The 17,950-nt window shown below is 69.3% G+C and carries 17 protein-coding genes; 9 read left to right on the top strand and 8 right to left on the bottom strand.

Going from position 1 to position 17,950, the window contains the following annotated elements; genetic code table 11:
- The first annotated feature begins 4 nt into the window (after nt 1-4).
- The 5 genes from AC6CR5_RS10360 (at nt 5) to AC6CR5_RS10340 (ending at nt 4,559) form a co-directional block, all read left to right on the top strand.
- Nucleotides 5-430: a CopD family protein gene (locus AC6CR5_RS10360; RefSeq protein ID WP_026383017.1), complete on the top strand. Its 426-nt coding sequence runs from the start codon at nt 5-7 to the stop codon at nt 428-430.
- Nucleotides 431-631: 201 nt separating this feature from the next.
- A complete protein-coding gene (locus tag AC6CR5_RS10355) occupies nt 632-1,471 on the top strand; it encodes a MetQ/NlpA family ABC transporter substrate-binding protein (RefSeq protein ID WP_020928557.1) in 840 nt (279 codons plus the stop codon).
- A 92-nt stretch (nt 1,472-1,563) separates the two neighbouring features.
- Nucleotides 1,564-2,682: a methionine ABC transporter ATP-binding protein gene (locus AC6CR5_RS10350; protein ID WP_200221574.1), complete on the top strand. Its 1,119-nt coding sequence runs from the start codon at nt 1,564-1,566 to the stop codon at nt 2,680-2,682.
- Entirely contained in the window at nt 2,660-3,316 is a 657-nt protein-coding gene (locus AC6CR5_RS10345) for a methionine ABC transporter permease (RefSeq protein ID WP_026383015.1), read from the top strand. The genes AC6CR5_RS10350 and AC6CR5_RS10345 overlap by 23 nt, the downstream gene beginning before the upstream one ends.
- A 46-nt stretch (nt 3,317-3,362) precedes the next feature.
- A complete protein-coding gene (locus tag AC6CR5_RS10340) occupies nt 3,363-4,559 on the top strand; it encodes a trans-sulfuration enzyme family protein (RefSeq protein ID WP_498085594.1) in 1,197 nt (398 codons plus the stop codon).
- 42 nt (nt 4,560-4,601) lie between these two features.
- On the opposite strand, the gene AC6CR5_RS10335 is transcribed toward AC6CR5_RS10340, so the two are convergent.
- Nucleotides 4,602-5,678, bottom strand: a complete 1,077-nt coding sequence (locus AC6CR5_RS10335) for a hypothetical protein (protein WP_047991262.1) — start codon at nt 5,676-5,678, stop codon at nt 4,602-4,604.
- Between the two features lie 36 nt (nt 5,679-5,714).
- Nucleotides 5,715-6,158, bottom strand: coding sequence for a hypothetical protein (locus tag AC6CR5_RS10330; RefSeq protein ID WP_026383014.1), 444 nt, complete (start codon nt 6,156-6,158; stop codon nt 5,715-5,717).
- 199 nt (nt 6,159-6,357) lie between these two features.
- Here AC6CR5_RS10330 and ppk2 point away from each other — a divergent pair, with 199 nt between their 5' ends.
- Nucleotides 6,358-7,617: a polyphosphate kinase 2 gene (ppk2, locus tag AC6CR5_RS10325; protein WP_269878208.1), complete on the top strand. Its 1,260-nt coding sequence runs from the start codon at nt 6,358-6,360 to the stop codon at nt 7,615-7,617.
- Nucleotides 7,618-7,639: 22 nt separating this feature from the next.
- On the opposite strand, the gene AC6CR5_RS10320 is transcribed toward ppk2, so the two are convergent.
- The 4 genes from AC6CR5_RS10320 to AC6CR5_RS10305 form a co-directional block, all read right to left on the bottom strand.
- Nucleotides 7,640-8,020 (bottom strand): RNA-binding S4 domain-containing protein, encoded by a 381-nt coding sequence (locus AC6CR5_RS10320; RefSeq protein ID WP_049055401.1) that lies wholly within the window; start codon nt 8,018-8,020, stop codon nt 7,640-7,642.
- A 50-nt stretch (nt 8,021-8,070) separates the two neighbouring features.
- Nucleotides 8,071-9,771 carry a putative bifunctional diguanylate cyclase/phosphodiesterase gene (locus tag AC6CR5_RS10315; protein WP_498085593.1) on the bottom strand — a complete coding sequence of 567 codons (1,701 nt, stop codon included), beginning with the start codon at nt 9,769-9,771 and terminating at the stop codon, nt 8,071-8,073.
- 147 nt (nt 9,772-9,918) lie between these two features.
- Nucleotides 9,919-10,908 carry a tripartite tricarboxylate transporter substrate binding protein gene (locus AC6CR5_RS10310; RefSeq protein WP_437263486.1) on the bottom strand — a complete coding sequence of 330 codons (990 nt, stop codon included), beginning with the start codon at nt 10,906-10,908 and terminating at the stop codon, nt 9,919-9,921.
- A complete protein-coding gene (locus tag AC6CR5_RS10305; RefSeq protein WP_437263485.1) occupies nt 10,905-11,765 on the bottom strand; it encodes an amidohydrolase family protein in 861 nt (286 codons plus the stop codon). The genes AC6CR5_RS10310 and AC6CR5_RS10305 overlap by 4 nt, the downstream gene beginning before the upstream one ends.
- Nucleotides 11,766-11,868: 103 nt before the next feature.
- Here AC6CR5_RS10305 and AC6CR5_RS10300 point away from each other — a divergent pair, with 103 nt between their 5' ends.
- On the top strand, nt 11,869-12,756 hold the full coding sequence (locus AC6CR5_RS10300; protein ID WP_327762328.1) for a LysR family transcriptional regulator: 888 nt from the start codon (nt 11,869-11,871) through the stop codon (nt 12,754-12,756).
- A gap of 144 nt (nt 12,757-12,900) precedes the next feature.
- Nucleotides 12,901-14,733 carry an ABC transporter ATP-binding protein/permease gene (locus tag AC6CR5_RS10295; protein ID WP_498085592.1) on the top strand — a complete coding sequence of 611 codons (1,833 nt, stop codon included), beginning with the start codon at nt 12,901-12,903 and terminating at the stop codon, nt 14,731-14,733.
- A gap of 31 nt (nt 14,734-14,764) precedes the next feature.
- Here the strand turns inward: AC6CR5_RS10295 and AC6CR5_RS10290 are convergent, their stop codons facing one another.
- Nucleotides 14,765-15,568 (bottom strand): aspartate dehydrogenase, encoded by an 804-nt coding sequence (locus tag AC6CR5_RS10290; RefSeq protein WP_026383008.1) that lies wholly within the window; start codon nt 15,566-15,568, stop codon nt 14,765-14,767.
- A 186-nt stretch (nt 15,569-15,754) separates the two neighbouring features.
- Here AC6CR5_RS10290 and AC6CR5_RS10285 point away from each other — a divergent pair, with 186 nt between their 5' ends.
- Nucleotides 15,755-16,264: a GNAT family N-acetyltransferase gene (locus tag AC6CR5_RS10285; RefSeq protein WP_020928545.1), complete on the top strand. Its 510-nt coding sequence runs from the start codon at nt 15,755-15,757 to the stop codon at nt 16,262-16,264.
- Between the two features lie 95 nt (nt 16,265-16,359).
- Here AC6CR5_RS10285 and AC6CR5_RS10280 read toward each other — a convergent pair whose 3' ends face one another.
- Entirely contained in the window at nt 16,360-17,748 is a 1,389-nt protein-coding gene (locus AC6CR5_RS10280) for an amidohydrolase (RefSeq protein WP_026383005.1), read from the bottom strand.
- Nucleotides 17,749-17,950 lie beyond the last annotated feature (202 nt).

Here is a 17,950-nt window from a genome sequence, read left to right as displayed (position 1 = left end):
GCGCATGACCTACCAATTACTCAAAATGCTGCATGTCGCCGCCGTGGTCGCATGGCTGGGCGGCTCCCTGTTCGTGTCGCTGTTCCTGCTGTCGTCGCAGCCGCCCGACAGCGACGAGGCGCCCAGGGAACGCAAGATGCTGGGCGCCCTGCGCCGCTGGACGCTGTTCGTCACCACGCCGGCGATGGTGCTGGCCTGGCTGGTCGGCCTGCACCTGGCCGTGACCTTCGGCTGGTTCGCCATGACCTGGATCTGGATCAAGATCGCGCTGGCGCTGGTCCTGTCGGGCCTGCTGGGCGTGCAGAGCGCGGCCTTGCGCCGCCAGGCCCAGGGCAGCGCGAAGCGCGCGCCGCTGGTCGACCTGTACGCGCCGCTCACGGTGGTCGCCGCGGCGGTCATCGTGACGCTGGTGGTGGTCAAGCCGTTCTGAGGCCCGGCCTGCGGCGTGGCCACGCGGCGCCGGCATGCCGGGCCGGCGCGCGCCGTCGGCGCGGGGCGTGGCCGCTTATGCGCCGGCGCCATATCCAAACACCCCCGTAATAACGACTCAACGAAGTATTCGTTCGTGGCCGCGGGGGCCATCCCTAGAATCGTCTCCTCATAACCGTATCGACTGAGAGGCGATTTCCATATGACTCCCCGTACTTACAGCGCCCGCGCGGGCACGTTGGCCAAGGCCCTGCTGGGCGCCGTGCTGGCCGCCGCCGCCATGTTCCACGGGCCGGCGTTCTCCGCCGATCCCAGACCGCTCAAGGTCGGCGTGCGCGGCGGCGTCGACGAACAGATCTGGGAAGTGGTGGCGCAGGTCGCCAAGAAGAACGGCCTGGCGGTCGAGCCGGTGGTCATCACCGGCACCGCCAGCCCCAACGAGGCGCTCAACAACGGCGACCTGGACGCCAACGCGTTCCAGCACATCCCGTTCCTGAACGACCAGATCAAGCAGCGCGGCTACAAGCTGGTGTCGGTCGCCAATACGCTGATCTCGCCCATCGCCTTCTATTCGAAGAAATACAAGTCACTGCAGGCCCTGCCCGAGGGCGCCAAGGTCGGCATCCCCAACGACCCCAGCAACCAGACCCGCGCGCTGGTGATCCTGCGCGACCAGGGGCTGATCACGCTCAAGGACGGCTTCGATCCGGCCACCGGCACCGCGACGCTGGCCGACGTGACCTCCAACCCGCGCAAGCTCGACTTCGTCGAAAGCGCCTCGGTGGTGCTGGCGCGCTCGCTGCCGGACGTCGACACCGCCGCCATCGTCAATAGCTTCGCCTACCAGGCCGGGCTGATCGCCACCCGCGACGGCATCGCGGTCGAGAAGAAAGAGAACAACCCCTACGTCAACATCATCGCCGTGCGCGAGAAAGACAGAAACGCGCCCTGGGTGCCCGAGCTGGTCAAGGCCTACCACTCCGAGGAAGTGCGCCAGTTCATCCTGAGCAAGTACGAAGGCTCGGTGATCCCGGTCTTCTGAGCCGGAAGGCGCGGCGGCGCCATCCGGCGCCGCCGCCAATCCCGTCCGCGCCATGGCATGAGCCGGGCGCGCGGGCGGCTCGGGAACACAGCATGATGCAACACGACATCCCCCTGGCGGATCCGGCCCTGCGGCCCGCCGCCGACGCGGCGCGCGACGCCCACATCGTTTTCGACGGACTGCAGAAGCGCTACCAGGGCCCGCGGGGCACGGTAACGGCGCTGGCCGATATCTCCTTTGCCATCGGGCGCGGCGAGGTGTTCGGTATCATCGGCCGCAGCGGCGCCGGCAAGTCGACCCTGCTGCGCTCGATCAACATGCTGGAGCGGCCCAGCGCCGGCCAGGTGCGGGTCGACGGCGTGGACGTCGGCGGCCTGGACGAAAATGCGCTGGTCGGCCTGCGGCGCCGCATCGGCATGATCTTCCAGCACTTCAACCTGCTGTCGGCCAAGACGGTGGCGCAGAACGTGGCCTTGCCGCTGCGCGTCGCGGGCGTCAAGCCGGCCGAGGCGCGCGCCAAGGTCGACGCGCTGCTGGACCTGGTCGGGTTGCGCGACAAGGCCGACACCTATCCGTCCAAGCTGTCCGGCGGCCAGAAGCAGCGCGTGGGCATCGCCCGCGCCCTGGTGCACGACCCCGAAATCCTGCTGTGCGACGAAGCCACCTCGGCGCTCGACCCCGAAACCACCCAGTCGATCCTGGCGCTGCTGCGCGACATCAACCGCAAGCTGGGCCTGACGGTGGTGCTGATCACGCACGACATGGCGGTGATCCGCGAGGTCTGCCACAAGGTGCTGGTGCTGGATGGCGGCCGCAAGGTCGAGCACGGCGAGGTCTGGCGCGTGTTCGGCAATCCGCAGGCCGACGCCACCCGCGCGCTGTTGCGGCCCTTGCAGCATGACCTGCCGGCCGACCTGGCGGCGCGGCTGGCGCCGGACCTGGCGGGCCTGTCGGGCAGGGCCGGCGTGGCGGTGCTGCGCCTGCGCTTCACCGGCCAGGGCCGCCCCGACGGCGTGTCGCTGCAGGCGCTGGCGGCGCTGGGCCCGGGCGCGACGCTGCTGCATGGCGGGCTGGACCGCCTGCGCGGCCACGCCCAGGGCAGCCTGCTGGTGTCGGTGCCGGCCGCCGTTCTACAGGAAGAGGCCGCGCGCGCCGCGCTGGTGGCCGATCAGATCGAGGTACTGGGCTATGTCGCTGCCGATGCTGGATAAATACCTGCAGGCCTTCCTGCAGACGCTGACCATGGTGGGCGTGTCCGCGCTCATCGCGATCGCCGCGGGCCTGACGCTGGCGGTGGTGCTGACCGTCACCGCGCCGGGCAACCTGTATCCGCGGCCGCGCCTGAACAAGGCGCTGTCGATCACCGTGAACACATTCCGCGCCATCCCCTTCATCATCCTGCTGGTGGCGATGCTGCCGTTCACGCGCATGCTGGTCGGCACCACGCTCGGCACCTGGGCCGCCATCGTGCCGCTGTCCGCCAATCTGGTGCCGTTCTTCGCGCGCATCGCCCAGGTCAGCCTGAACGACGTCGACCACGGCCTGGTGGAAGCCGCGCGCGCCATGGGGTGCCGCCGCTGGCACATCGTGCGCCACGTGCTGCTGCCCGAGGCGCTGCCCGGCATCATCGGCGGCATGACCGTGAGCGTCATCGCCATGATCAACGCCTCGGCCATGGCCGGCGCGGTGGGCGCCGGCGGCCTGGGCGACCTAGCCATCCGCTATGGCTACGAACGCTACGAGACCCGCGTGATGTTCGAAGTGATCGTGATCCTGATCGCGCTGGTCTCGATCGTGCAATTCACCGGCGAATGGCTGTCGCGCCGCGCCGACCACAAGCGCTGACGGCGCCGCGCCGTCCGCATCCCCGAGCTGATTCCCGGAGGTATCCATGTCCGACTCGCAACACCACGGCTTCGCCACCCGCGCCATCCACCTGGGCTACGACCCGCTGGACGAGCAGGGCGCGCTGTCGCCGCCGCTCTACCTGACCTCCACCTATACCCAGGACAGCATCGAGGCCTTCGACCGCATCCGCCTGGGCGAACAATCGGGCTACGTCTACGGCCGCACCCGCAACCCGACCCAGGCCTTGCTGGAAGAGCGGCTGGCCTCGCTCGAAGGGGCCGAGGCCGGCGTGGTCACGGCCTCCGGCATGGCGGCGATCTCGGCCACGCTGCTGTCGCTGCTGCAAAGCGGCGACGAGATCGTGGTCGACCAGATCGTCTACGGCACTGCCTTCACGCTGTTCGCGCAGGGGTTGCCGCGCCTGGGCATCAACGCCGTGTTCGCCGACTTCACGCGCCCGGAAACGGTGGCCGCCGCCATCGGCCCCAAGACCCGCGCGGTCTATTTCGAGACGCCGGCCAACCCCAACCTGCGGCTGGTCGACATTGCCGCCATCTCGGCCATCGCGCGCGGCAAGGGCCTCTTGACCATTGTCGACAACACCTTCGCCACGCCGGTGCTGCAACGGCCGCTGCAACACGGCGCCGACATCGTGCTGCACTCGGCCACCAAGTACCTGGGCGGCCACGGCGACCTGCTCGCCGGCGCGGTGGTCGGCCGCAAGCAGCACATCGACGCGATCCGCCTGCAAGGCCTGCGCTACTTCACCGGCGCGACGCTGTCGCCGTTCACCGCCTTCCTGGTGTTGCGCGGCCTGAAGACGCTGGAATTGCGGGTCGAGCGCCACAGCGAATCGGCATTGAAGGTGGCGAAGTTCCTGCGCGAGCACGCGGCGGTAGCCGACGTGTTCTACCCGGGCCTGCCCGGCACGGCCGGCGCCGAGGTCGCGCAGCGCCAGCAGGCGGCCGGCGGCGGCCTGGTGGCGTTCGAACTGAAGGGCGGGCTGGCCGCCGGCCGGCGCCTGCTCGACAGCCTGAAGCTGGCGCGCATCGCCGTCAGCCTGGGCGACCCGGAAACCCTGATCCAGCATCCGGCCACCATGACGCACGCCAGCTACACCGCCGAGGACCGCGAGAAGTACGGCTTGTCGGAGGGGCTGCTGCGATTGTCCGTGGGCCTGGAAACCGCCGCGGACATCCTGGCCGACCTCAAGCAGGGACTGGACCGCGCGGCGCGGTGACGGCGAGCCGCCCGGCTCCACGCAGGTTCGAGCGCCAGTCCCTCAGCGCAGCACCGAGGTCAGGCTGTCGAACTGCTGCGCCTCCAGCCGCGCGCGTTCCTCGGTCAACTGGCGCACGGCCAGCTGGTGCGCGCGGAAGCGGTTCAACAGGCTGTCGCGGTCGAACACGATCTCGTTGTGTTCCACGCGCCAGGAACGGCGGTTGTCGTCGAGCAGATTGATCATCTTCTCGAACTCGGCCAGCGTCTGGCGCTCCAGGTCCCAGTTGCGGGCCAGCATTGCGCGTTGCTGCGGGCGCGCCTTGATCGCGCCCTCGACCATCTGGTTCTTCTGCTGCTCGCTCAGGTCGAGCGAACGGATGGTGGCGGGCACGTCCCCCAGCAACCGCTGATTCTGCTGGCTGTATTTCTGCACCACGCGCTGCGATTGCTCCAGGATCAGCCGGCTCTCCACCAGCCCTCGGTCGCGCGCCAGCCGGTTGGGAATGAACAGGTCGGACAGCCGCACTTCGTCCAGTTCCCGCATGTAGGCGCGGTACTGCGCCACCCGTTGTCCCAGCATGATCTTGACGCCGCGTTCGATCTCGCCATACACGCCGCGCGCCTTGGGTGTGGCGTCGATGTCCGGCACGTCGCCGGGCGGATGGTCGGGGGCGTTGATCGCCGCGCGCATCCACTCGCCGGTGCGGCGGATCTCGGCCAGGGCAGTGGCTTTTTGCGCCTCGCGATAGGCCGAGAGGCTGGCCAGCGCGGCGACCGCCACCGCCAGCACCACGCCGATGGCGAATGCGGCGCGCATGCGGTGCAACGGGGTGCGAAAGCGCTTGAACAACGACAACACGCCGATCGCGATGGCAGCGGGCAGCAGCAGCAGGAGCGCGCAGCCCAACGCGCTGCCGACGCGGTAGCCCAGCGATTCGGCCGCGCTGGCCGCGCCGGGCGCGTCGTCGCGCTTGATGGCCAGCAGCGCCAGCCACAAGCCGATGTACAGGACCCAGGTCCAGGCGCGCAGCGCCGCGCTGGGCAAGGGCCGCGCGGCAGTGGCCGGCGGCGGGGGCAGCGGCGTGTCGGCGCCTTGCAGGGTGGGTTCTCTACGCGTGTCCACGGCGGCGCCGGTCATGAAATATTCTGCATCAGATGTTACCGTGCAGCCCGGTCAGGCGCAACGCGGCTCGCGCCGCCAGCCTACCCATTCGCCCTCGCCGGCAAAGTGCCGCGGTCCGCGGGCGGCCTGCGCCAGGCCCTCGCGTAGCGGCCGCAAGTCCAGCCCCGGCAGATGGCGCAGCAGGGCGGGCGGCAGCGCGTCGGCGTCGAGATGCTCCTGGCCGAACTCCACCGCCATCGGCGTGCCGTCTTCGATGACGCGCAGGTACCACAGGCCTTCCATGTAGTCGCCGTACCAGGGATCGGGGAAAAGCGCCGGCGTGAAACGAAAGCCGAACTCGCACACGGCCTCCCAGGGCCAGGACTGCCGCCGGCCGGTGCCGTCGGGGACGCCCAGCGCGCGCGTGAAGCCCGCATCATCGAAGCGGAAGGTCTCGGCGTAGGGATCCGGGGCGGCGGGCGGGCGAACGAAAAGCCGTTTGAGGCGTGACCACATGCTGGCGGCAAGGCGATGGCGATGGCGGCAGTGTAGCGGGGCGATCGGGCGAGGAATGCTGCAAGAATGTTACAAGCATTGATTCACATCAACTCCGCGCCCCACCGCGCGGGGTAGGGTAGATGTTTTTTCCTGACGGCTCGCCGGCGACCGGCCGGCCGCGTCGGATCGCACGACACGCATAGCAAGGACTGTATTGATGACGGACAAGATCGCGCCAGCCTCCGAACCTCCCGAAACCGGCAAGGACGACCCCCGCGCCGCCAAGCGCACCGCTGCGCCGCGGCGCGCGCGCACGGCTGCCAGCCCGGCCGCCAGGCAAGCCACTTCCAGGCAAGCCACTTCCAGGCAAGCCGCCGCCGAACGGTCCACCGCCAAACCGCCTGCCTCCAAACTCTCCGCCGCCAAGCCGTCCTCGCCGCAGCCGCCCGCCTTGCCTGCCCTGGAGCCCGCGCTGCAGGCGCGCAAGCGTGTCAGCGCGCGCGAAGTCGCGGCGCGCCAGGAAACCACCGCGGTGTTGGCGGACATCGCCCGCCGCTACCAGGTGGGGCAGTCCGGCGAAGCCCACGAAGCGCTGCGAGCGGTCATCGAGGAACTGTCGCCGGACGATGCCGTGGCGGTGCATCGCGCGCTGCTGCAGGCCAACACCCAGGCCCCGGCCGCCCGGCGCAATCCCGACGAGGAACTGGCCACCGACTGGCGCGAAGGCATCTATCCCTATCGTCACCGCATGCTGCGGCGCAATTACGAAAAGCAGAAGTACGCCCTGCAGGTCGAGCTGCTGAAATTGCAGGCCTGGGTCAAGGCCACCGGCCAGCGCGTGGTGATCCTGTTCGAGGGCCGCGACGCGGCAGGCAAGGGCGGCACCATCAAGCGCATGATGGAACATCTCAATCCGCGCGGCGCGCGCGTGGTGGCGCTGGAAAAACCGTCCGATACCGAGCGCGGCCAGTGGTACTTCCAGCGCTACGTGCAGCACCTGCCGACCGCCGGCGAGATCGTCATGTTCGACCGCTCCTGGTACAACCGCGCCGGCGTCGAGCGCGTGATGGGTTTTTGCTCGGAAGACGAATACCTGCAATTCCTGCACCAGGTGCCCGACTTCGAACGGCACCTGGTCACCAGCGGCATCCACCTGATCAAGTTCTGGTTCTCGGTCAGCCAGGAGGAGCAACGCCGCCGTTTCCTGCAGCGCAAGGTGCATCCGCTCAAGCAGTGGAAACTCAGCCCGGTGGACCTGGCGTCGCTCGACAAGTGGGACGACTACACCCGCGCCAAGGAAGCCATGTTCGCGCACACCGACACCGCCGATGCGCCGTGGATCGTGGTCAAGTCCGACTGCAAGAAGCGCGCGCGCCTGAACGCCATGCGCTACGTGCTGACCCGCTTGCCGTACGAAGGCAAGAGCGGCGCGCCGGAACTGGCGCTGGATCCATTGATCGTGGGGCGGGCGCTGTAGCCGCGCCGCATGCGGGCGCGGCCTACTTGCCGCGCATCTGGTCGATCAGGCGCCTGTCGCGCTTGGTCGGCCGCCCCGCCGCGATGTCCAGCGCCGGCTCGGGCGCCAGGCGCCGCATCTCGGCCGCGCGTTCGCGCGCGGCCACGCTCTCGGGGGTTTCCTCGTACAGCTGGCGCGCCGCCGGCGCCGGGCCGCGCACGCCGCTGACCGCCACCACCCGCACGTGCACCGCGGGATCTTCCTTGCGGATGCTGACCACGTCGCCGGCGCCGACCTCGCGCGCCGGCTTGGCCGGCTGGCCGTTGACCTGCACGCGGCCCTTGCCGATCTCGTCCACCGCCAGGCTGCGCGTCTTGTAGAACCGCGCCGCCCACAGCCATTTGTCGATCCGTATCTTGTCCATCGTCGTCATCGCGAAATTGCGCCATCAAGCGCACATGATAGCGGCTGGCGTCACGGTCCCTCGCGCAGCAGCGCGGCGAAGGCGCTGGCGGGCAGGGCGCGGCTGAAGAGAAAGCCCTGCATCGCATCGCAGCCTTCCTCGATCAGCATCTGGCGCTGCGCCTCGGTCTCCACGCCTTCGGCCAGCGTGCGCATGCCCAGCGAATGGGCCAGTCGCACCACGCCGCGGATCACGGCCGTGGCGGTCGGCACCTTGCCCAGCGCCCACACGAACGACTGGTCGATCTTGAGCGTGTCGATCGGCAGCCGCACCAGGTAGGCCAGGCTCGAATAGCCCGACCCGAAATCGTCCAGCGACGCCGAAATGCCGGCCTCGCGCAGCGCCGCCAGAATGCCGGAGGCTTTCTCCACGTCGCTCATCAGCGAGTTCTCGGTGACTTCCACGTCCAGCAGCGTCGGCGGCACGCCATGCACCGTCGCCAGGCGCACGATGGTCTTGGGCAGGTCGGGCGCGACCAGCTGGCGCGCCGACAGGTTGAACGAGATGCGCGGCACCGGCAGGCCTTCGGCCAGCCATTCGCTGATGTGCAGGCAGGTGGCGTTGGCCACCCATTCGGTCAGCGCCGATTCCAGCGGTGAATCCAGGATCACATCCAGGAATGCCGCCGGCCCGAGCAGGCCGCGGGTCGGGTGGCGCCAGCGCAGCAACGCCTCGGCGCCGCACAGCGAACCGTCGTGCATGCTGACCTGCGGCTGGAAGTGCAGTTCGAACTGGTTGTTGGTCAGTGCGCCCTGGATGTCGCCACGCAGCGACAGGCGCGCGCCCAGGCCCTGCATCAGCTCGCGGTGGTAGGCGCGCACCTGGAAGCGGCCGGCCGACTTGGCGGCATACATCGCGGCGTCGGCGTAGTTCAACAGCGTTTCGGCGGACTCGCCGGGCGAGTTCAGCAGCGCGATGCCGATGCTGGCGCCCAGCGACAGCGAGCGTCCGTGCACATCGCTGGGACGCGACAGGGAATTCAGGATTGAATTGGCCAGGGCTTCGGCCGCGCGTTCGTTGGTGTCGCGCAGCACCAGCAGGAATTCGTCGCCGCCAACGCGGGCGCAGAAGATCGACGGCGTCAGGAATTTGCGCAGGCGATCCGCCACGTCGCACAGCAGCAGGTCGCCCTCGGCGTGGCCGAAGGCGTCATTGACTTCCTTGAAGCGGTCCAGGTCCAGGAACAGCACGGCCAGCGTGGCGCCCCGCGCGGCCAGCGCGGGTTCGGCCTCGGCAATCGCCGCCGACAGCGTCTCCATGCACTGGCGCCGGTTGGGCAGGCCGGTGAGGTAATCGTGGGTGGCCTGGTACTTGAGCTGCGCGGTCTCTTCGCGTTCGCGCGAGACGTCGCGCAACAGGATCGCCAGGCCGCCTTCATGGGGAAAGGCGCGCGCTTCGAACCAGGTGGCCAGGGGCGCGTAATAGCCGGTGTGATGAGCGGGGCGGCCGGTCTGCGCGGCCGCGCGACAGGCATCGTAATAGCCGGTGCCGACCAGGTCCGGACAGCTGTCCCACAGGCCGTGGCCCACCAGGTCCTGCCTGCTGCGCCGCAGCAGCCGTTCGGCGCCCGGATTGAGATAAGCGACGCGCCAGTCGCGGTCCAGCGACAGGAGACCGTCGGCCAGGGCATCGAGCGTGGCGCCGTCGACGCCGGCCGCCAGGCGCGCCGCCGCGTCGGGGGAGGGGGATGAGTCGTCGCTTGCCTGGTTCATCACGTTCCGGATTTCCCTGAGCACGATCAATGTGCTGTTTTATCGCATCGGCGAGTCGGCGTAAAAGCAAAAAAAACGGCGCCCCGAAGGGCGCCCAGGACCGGCAAACCGGTATGCGGGCGCAGGGCGCCCGCCAGTACTCGATCCTCAATCCAGCTTCAGGCCGGCTTCCTTGACCACGCGCTGCCACTTGTCGATCTCGGCGCGGCGGAAGGTGTCCAGCTCGGCCGGCGTGGAGCCGATCGGCTCGGCGCCGATGCCTTCGAGCTGTTCGGCGATCTGCGGGTCCTTCAGCACCTTGGCCAGCGCCTGCGACACTTTGTTGACGATTTCCGGCGGCGTGCCGGCGGGCGCGAACACCGCGTTCCATTCGTAGGTTTCATAGCCGGGCACGCCGGATTCGGCGATGGTGGGCAGGTCCGGCGCGGCCTTGGAGCGTTGCGCGCCGCCGACGGCCACCGCGCGCAGCTTGCCGTTCTTCACGTGCTGCCAGGCCGAGCCCATGCTCGCGAACATCACCGGCACCTGGCCCGACATCACGTCGATCATGGCCGGGCCGCCGCCCTTGTAGGCGACGTGCTGAAGCTGGGTCTTGGCCAGCAGGTTGAACAGTTCGCCGGCCAGGTGCTGGGCCGAGCCGGGACCGGCCGAGGCGAAGTAGACCTGTTCCTTGCCGCCGGGCTGGCCCAGGCGGATCAGGTCGGCCACCGTCTTCACTTCGTACGACGGCGTCACCACCAGCACGTTGGGCACGCGCAACAGCAGCGACACCGGCGCGAAGGCGGTCAGGGTGTCGAACTGCATCTTGGGGTGCAGGGCCGGGTTCTGCGCGTGGTTGGAGGCGTCCAGCATCAGCGTGTAGCCGTCGGGCTGGGCCTTGGCGACCACCGCGCCGCCGATCATGCCGCCGGCGCCGCCACGGTTTTCAATGACCACCGGCTGGCCCAGTTCGGCCGCCAGCTTGGGGCCCAGCAGGCGGGCCACCACGTCCACCGTGCCGCCGGGCGGGTAGGTCACGACCAGCGTGACGGCGCGCTCGGGATAGGCGGCGGATGCCGTGCCGGCGGCGCTGGCCAACAGGCCGGCGGCGGCCAGCAGGCTGGCGCGGCGCGCGAGGCGTTTGAACAGAGGGGTCATTGGAATTCTCCTTGGAATTGGAACAGCCGCAACGGCGTGTCGGCGAGTACGGCGCGCCGTTGCGCGGGGTCATCGATCCAGTCGTCCAGCCACTGCATGGCAGCGGCATACGACGCCAGGTGGCGATGCTCGGTATGGGGCCAGTCGCTGCCCCACATCAGGTGGGCCGGCGTGTAGGCGTCCAGCAGTTGCCGCGCGGCCTCGCGGCCCGACGTGGCACAGGCGGGACCGGTCCAGTTGCGGTAGGGGGCCGACAGCTTGACCCAGACGCGGCCGCTGCCGGCTTGCCGCAGCAGGTACTGGAAGCCGGGGTCGGCGATGCCTTGCGCCGGATCGGGGCGGCCGAAATGGTCGACCACCACGCGGCAGCCGGCCTGCAGCAAGGCCGGCATGATATCGGCCAGGCGCGCGGCCTGCACGTGGATCTCGACGTGCCAGCCGAGCGCGTTGACGCGCTCGAGCAGGTGGCGCCAGGCGGGCGTCGCCAGGTCGGGCAGGTCCAGGCCGATCAGGTTCAGGCGGATGCCGACCACGCCGGCCGCGGCCAGGGCCTGCAGCCCGGCGTCGTCGATGGCGGGGTCCACCACCGCCACGCCACGCAGCCGCGCCGGCGCGGCGCGCAACGCCTGGAGCAGATGGCTGTTGTCGGTGCCCAGGAAGCTGGGCTGCACCAGCACTCCATGCGACAACCCATGCCCGTCCAGCAGCTCCAGGTACTGGGCCAGCGTGGCGTCGTAGTCGGGCGTGTGGCGGCGCGTGTCCGCCAGGGCCAGTCCCTGGTGGAAGACGTGGGCGTGGGTGTCGACGGCGGCGGTGGCCGGTAGGGGCAAGGCTGTCTCCTGCGATTTGCGGTGCATGCCCCAAGGGGGTGCACATCTGTAAGGTTCTGTAAGCGGGATTCTAGGCAGACAAGGTATAGTTTTCTATTCTGCAAAACTGCTTTATTCATATTGGATTGATATGGAAACCCGGCACCTGCGCTATTTCCTGGCCGTGGTCGACCATGGCAGCGTGAGCCGCGCCTCGGAATGGCTGGGCATCGCCCAGCCCGCCCTGAGCCAGGCCCTGGGCCGCATGGAAAGGGACCTGGGCGTGCGCCTGTTCGAACGCTCGCGCCAGGGTTCCACGCCGACGCCGGCGGCCCTGGCCATCCTGGAGGACGTGCGCGCCAGCATCGCCCGCATCGATGCCGCCGCGCGGCGCGCCCGGGAGATCGGCCGCGGCAGCGCCGGTCAGCTGACGGTGGGGCTGGTGTCGTCGGCGCTGTTCAACACCTTGCCGCGGGCGTTGCGCGAGATGCGGCGGCAGGCGCCCGGCGTGCGCGTGATCCTGCGCGAGATGAGCAACGCCGAGCAGGCCGAGGCCCTGCAGACCGGCGAGATCGATATCGGCCTGATGCACACGCCGGTGGCGGTGGGCGGCCGCATGCGCGAACGCCAGCTGCTGCGCGACCGGCTGGTGGCGGCGGTGCCGGACGAGTTCGACGTCGCCGCCGACGGCCAGGTGTCGATGGCGCAGATCGCCCAGGCCGGCCTGGTGATGTACCCGCAGTCGCAGCTGCCGGCGTTCTACGCCGACATCCTCGATGCCATGCGCAAGGGCGGCCATGACGCCCAGGTGGCGCAGGAGGCCAACCGCACGCTGACCGTGCTGGCCTGCGTGGCGGGCGGCTGCGGCGTGGCGCTGCTGCCCAGCTGGATCCGTTCCATGGATTTCCGCGGCGTGCGCTTTTGCGAGGTGCGCGACGGCGAACGCCTGCCCAGCTTCGACCTGAGCGCCATCTGGCCGGCCCGTTCGGTGCCGACGCTGGCGGACCTGTTCGCCAACCTCGACCTGGGCGGCGACTGAGCTTTCAGACTGAGCTTTCAATCCGCCCGGAGAATGCCTTTCAATTCGTCCGAAGAACGCTTAAGCCACGCTTAAGACGGCATTTTCGCCGGAACCGCGACATCCCCGCCGCTCTAAACAGAAACGGCATCGACGGGATGATTCATGGACCTGGACTGGCAGCAACAGTTGTGGGAAAGCGCGTGGTGGATGGCGCGCGCATTCGGCATCAGCGCCATCGCGCTGGCGCTGGTCGCGTGGGCGCTGTCGCGCTGGACCGATTGGGGACGCAAGTTCTGGCGCCTGGCCTGGCCCTACCTGACGCCGCGGCGCAGCTGGCGGCCGCTGCTGACGCTGGCCGCGCTGCTGTTCCTGGCGATGTTCTCGGTCCGCATGACCGTGCTGTTCTCGTTCTGGTACAACGGCTTCTACAGCGCATTGCAGGCGCTCGACCCGAGCGCGTTCTGGCGCTTGCTGGGCATTTTCTCGATCCTGGCCACGGTGCACGTGGTGCGCGCGCTGATCGACAGCTACGCCGGCCAGGCCTTCGACATCCATTGGCGCGTCTGGCTCAACGATCGGCTGACGGGCGATTGGCTGGACGCGCGCGCCTACTATCGCGGCCATTTCATCGAAGAACCGGTGGACAACCCCGACCAGCGCATCGAGCAGGACATCGCGGCGTTCGTGACCGGCTCGCGCACGCTGGCGATCGGCGCCCTCAGCGCCGTGGTGTCGCTGGTGGCGTTCACCGCGATCCTGTGGAACCTGTCCGGCGCGCTGGACGTGGCGGGGGTGGAGATCCCGCGCGCCATGGTGTTCATGGTGTGCCTGTACGTCATCGTGGCCACGCTGTTCGCCTTTCGCATCGGCCGGCCGCTGATCCGCCTGAACTTCCTGTCCGAACGGCTGACCGCCAACTTCCGCTACGCGCTGCTGCGACTGCGCGAGAACGCCGAGAACGTGGCCTTCTACCAGGGCGAGGCGGTCGAGCGCGCCGCGCTCTGGACGCGCTTTTCGGCCTACATCGCCAACCTGTGGGCGCGTGTGTACCGGGGTTTGAAGTTCGACGGCTTCAACCTGGTCGTGAGCCAGGTGGCGGTGGTGTTTCCGTTCCTGCTGCAGGCGCAGCGCTTTTTCAGCGGCGCGATCAAGCTGGGCGACGTGATGCAGACCTCGCAGGCGTTCGGCCAGGTGCAGGATTCGCTGTCGTTCTTTCGCACCTCGTACGACGCGTTCGCGCAGTACCGCGCCACCCTCAACCGCCTGGCCGGCTTCCTCGATGCCAACGCGGCGGCGCGCGCGCTGCCGGCGATCGAGGCGCAGCCGCTGCCGGACGCGCTGCAGATCACCGGACTGGACGTGTCGCGTCCCGATGGCCGGGCGTTGCTGCGGAGCCTGGATCTTTCGCTGCGTCCGGGGCAGGCGCTGCTGATCAAGGGGCCGTCCGGCAGCGGCAAGACCACCTTGCTGCGCGCCCTGGCGGGCCTGTGGCCCCATGCGCGCGGAACGGTGCGGCGGCCGCAGGGCGCGGCGGCGCTGTTCCTGTCGCAGCGTCCCTATCTGCCGCTGGGCAAGCTGCGCGATGCCGTGGCCTATCCCGGGCATGCGCGGCCGGGGGACGATGCGCGCCTTGCGTTGGCACTGCGCGCGGTGAACCTGGGGCACCTGGCCGGCCGGCTGGATCACGAGGCCGACTGGTCGCGCATCCTCTCGATCGGCGAACAGCAGCGCGTGGCATTCGCCCGCGTGCTGTTCAACCGGCCGGCCATCGTGTTTCTGGACGAGGCCACCTCGGCCACCGACGAAGGGCTGGAACACATGCTGTACGGCTTGCTGCGCGAGCAACTGCCCGGCGCCATGCTGGTCAGCGTCGGCCATCGCAGCACGCTCGATGCGTTCCATACCCACCGGCTGGATCTGGATGGCAAAGGCGGCTGGAACACCGGCTCGCTGGCCGCGGGGCCCGTGCCGGCGTTGGCGTGTGCGGCGGCCTAGTGCGCTGTCCCGCAGATACGCCCGGCGCCTGTCAGGTGCCCACCCGCAGCGGACCGGTCAGCTTGCGCAGCGCCGCGATCACGCTCTGCGCGGTGATGCGGCCGGTCTTGGGATTGGCCGACGGGATGTTCTGGATTTCCATCGAGAACGAAGCGGAATCGGACACCACTTCGACGCGGTGCACGTTGCGTTCCAGCGACGGGTCGGCCCAGATCTCCAGCGTGGTGCGGTCCGGGCCGATGCCGGCCAGCGACACGCTCACGGCCACGTTCAGATTGGCCGGAAAACCCACCGCCGCTTCGCGCGGCGAGCCGCGGAAGATCAGGCGCGGTTCGGTGATGCCGTCGATGTCGATGTTGTTGTCGGTCAGGTAGGGCGCGCCCAGCAGGCCGCGCACCGGCTTGCGCGTGATCATCGTGACCGAGTGGATCTCGCCCTCGGCCGCGGCGGTGATGGCGTCCAGCCCCAGGATGGCGCCGGACGGCACCAGGATCTGGCCCTGGTGGCGCCGCGCCAGCTCGATCAGGTCGTCGTGGCGCAGCAGCGCGCCGGAACTCAGCACCACCAGCTTCTTGCCGGCCTTGAGCACCGGCTCGGCCAGTTCGCGGAACACGGCGGCGGGAGCGCATTCGACCACCACGTCGCAATGCCCGGCCAGTTCGCCGATGGTGGTGAAAACCGGCGTGGCATTCTGCCAGGCCCCCGCGGGCGCGGCCTTGGGATCGCGCACCGCCACGGCGGCCAGGGTCAGGCCGGGCAGGCCGGCGTCCAGGGATTGCGCCACGGCCTGGCCGATGGCGCCGAAGCCGGCGATGCCGACGCGGTAGCTGTTCATGGAGTTTTCCGGAAGGTGGGGCGCGGCGCGCCGCGCAAGCTTGGAAGCCGGCCGGCGGCAGCTGATCCGGCCAGGGTCGGCGGTCACTGTAGCGATGGCCCGGGCAGGCGTCAATCGGACGCCGATGGCGCGGGCCGCGCGGCGTACACTCGCCCTTCGTGTCCCACCATCACCAGGAGCAGGGCCATGCGGATTTCCGCTGAAACCCCCGACGAGATCGCGGCCATCTTCGCCTTGACCCAAGAGGCCTTTCGCGACCACCCGCACAGCCAGCATACCGAGGGCTACATCATCGACGCCCTGCGCGCGGCCGGCGCGTTGACGCTGTCGCTGGTGGCGCATGAAGCGGGCATGGCGGTGGGGCACGCGGCCTTTTCGCCGGTCGCCATCGGCGACGGCGCGGCCGGCTGGTACGGGTTGGGGCCGGTGGCGGTGCTGCCGGCCATGCAGGGCCGTGGCATCGGCGCGGCGTTGATCGAGGCGGGCCTGGTCGAGCTCCAGGCGCGCGGCGCGGCCGGTTGCGTGGTGCTGGGCGAGCCGGCGTACTACACGCGCTTCGGCTTTGCGCGGATGCCGGCGCTGACCTATCCCGGCGTGCCGCCGGAGTACTTCATGGCGCGGGTTTTCACGCGCCCGGCGGCCGGCGTGGTGACCTACCACGCGGGGTTCGCGGCCAGCGGGCCGGCCGCCGGCTGACGCAGCGGCGTTCGCCGCGCCCCCCGGCATGCGCCCGCGCACGTGCGCCGCCTGCGTGTGCCACCGGCTCCGCGCCAGTGGCACACGTCCCGTCGCTAGCTGCCTTTCTTGGCCTTGGCCATGTAGTCCACCGTCAGGTTCGACAGCGCCCGCACGCCGTTGATCAGCCCCGACTCGTCCACGTAGAAGCGCGGCGAATGGTTGGGCGCGGCGGTTTCCGGATTGACGTCCTTGGGCGTGACGCCCAGATAGAAGAACATGCCCGGCACCTTCTCCTGGTAGAACGAGAAGTCCTCCGACGCCGTCGACTTGGGCTGCAGGCCGTAGTTGCCTTCGCCCGCCACGCGCCGCAGCGTCGCGCCCATTTCCTCGGTCAGGCCGGGGTTGTTGACGGTAGCGTTGTACAGCTCCACCACGCGCACGTCGGCCTTGGCCCCGGCGCTTTGCGCGATCTGCGTGGCGGTGCGTTCGATGCGCTGGTGGATGTCCTTCTTCATGCCTTCGTCATACGTGCGGATGGTGCCCGTCATGGCGACGCTGTCCGGCACGATGTTCATGCGGTTGCCGCCGTGGATCGCGCCCACGGTGATGACGGCCGGCTCCAGCATGCTGTTGATCTGGCGGCTGGGAATGGTCTGCAGGCCCAGGATGATCTGCGAACTGACCACGATCGGGTCGATGCCCGACCACGGCCGCGCGCCATGCGTCTGCTTGCCGGTCACGTCGATCCAGAATTGGTCGGCCGCGGCCATCGCCGGGCCGCTGCGCCACGACAGCTTGCCCACCGGATAGCTGCTGGACACGTGCAGGCCGAAGATCGCGTCGACCTTGGGATTGTCCAGCACGCCTTCCTGCACCATCATCTTGGCGCCCCAGATCTTCTTGCCGTCCGGCTCGAAGTCGGCGGGACTCTCCTCGGCCGGCTGGAAGATGAACTTGACGCTGCCGGGCAACTGGTCCTTCATGCCGGCCAGCACTTCGGCGGTGGCCATCAGGATGGCGGTGTGGGCGTCATGGCCGCAGGCGTGCATCACGTCCACTTCCTTGCCCAGGTAGGTGCCCTTGGCCTTGGAGGCGAACGGCACGTCCACCTGTTCCTTCACCGGCAGCGCGTCCATGTCGGCGCGCAGCGCCACCACCGGGCCGGGCTTGCCGCCCTTGAGCAAGGCCACCACGCCGGTGCCGGCCACGCCGGTCTTCACTTCCATGCCGAGCGCGCGCAGATGGTCGGCCACCAGCTTGGACGTGCGCGTTTCCTGGTTGCCCAGTTCGGGGTGCTGGTGGATGTCGCGGCGCCAGGCGATGAGCTTGTCTTCGATGGCCTTGGCGCGCTGGTCGATCTGCGTGGCCAGCTCGGGGATGGGCGCGGGCGCCAGCGGCCCCTGCGTGCCGGGCGCGCTTTGCGCGGCGGCCGGGCCGCTGAACGCCAGGTGCGCGGCCAGCGCCAGCGGGGCCAGCCGGAACAGGATCTTGCGGTGTTGCATGGCATGTCTCCTCTTGGTTGTTAACCTGTTATTGGGCGGAGATATTACCGGAGCGCACCCGCGATGGCGCGCTTGTTACGCCTGCTTAAAAACGCGGCTGTTTGATTCCGGGCGCTGGAATTCCGCGCCTTGGAATTGCGCGTCCCGCCCGGGTTTCGGCGGCTCGCCGCGAGGCCCGCGCAGTGTCGTCGGATCCACGCGG

The sequence above is a fragment of the Achromobacter sp. EG18 genome (assembly GCF_059759395.1).
Note: the sequence above shows the minus strand (reverse complement) of the source record. Positions and strands in the feature narration are given on the sequence as shown.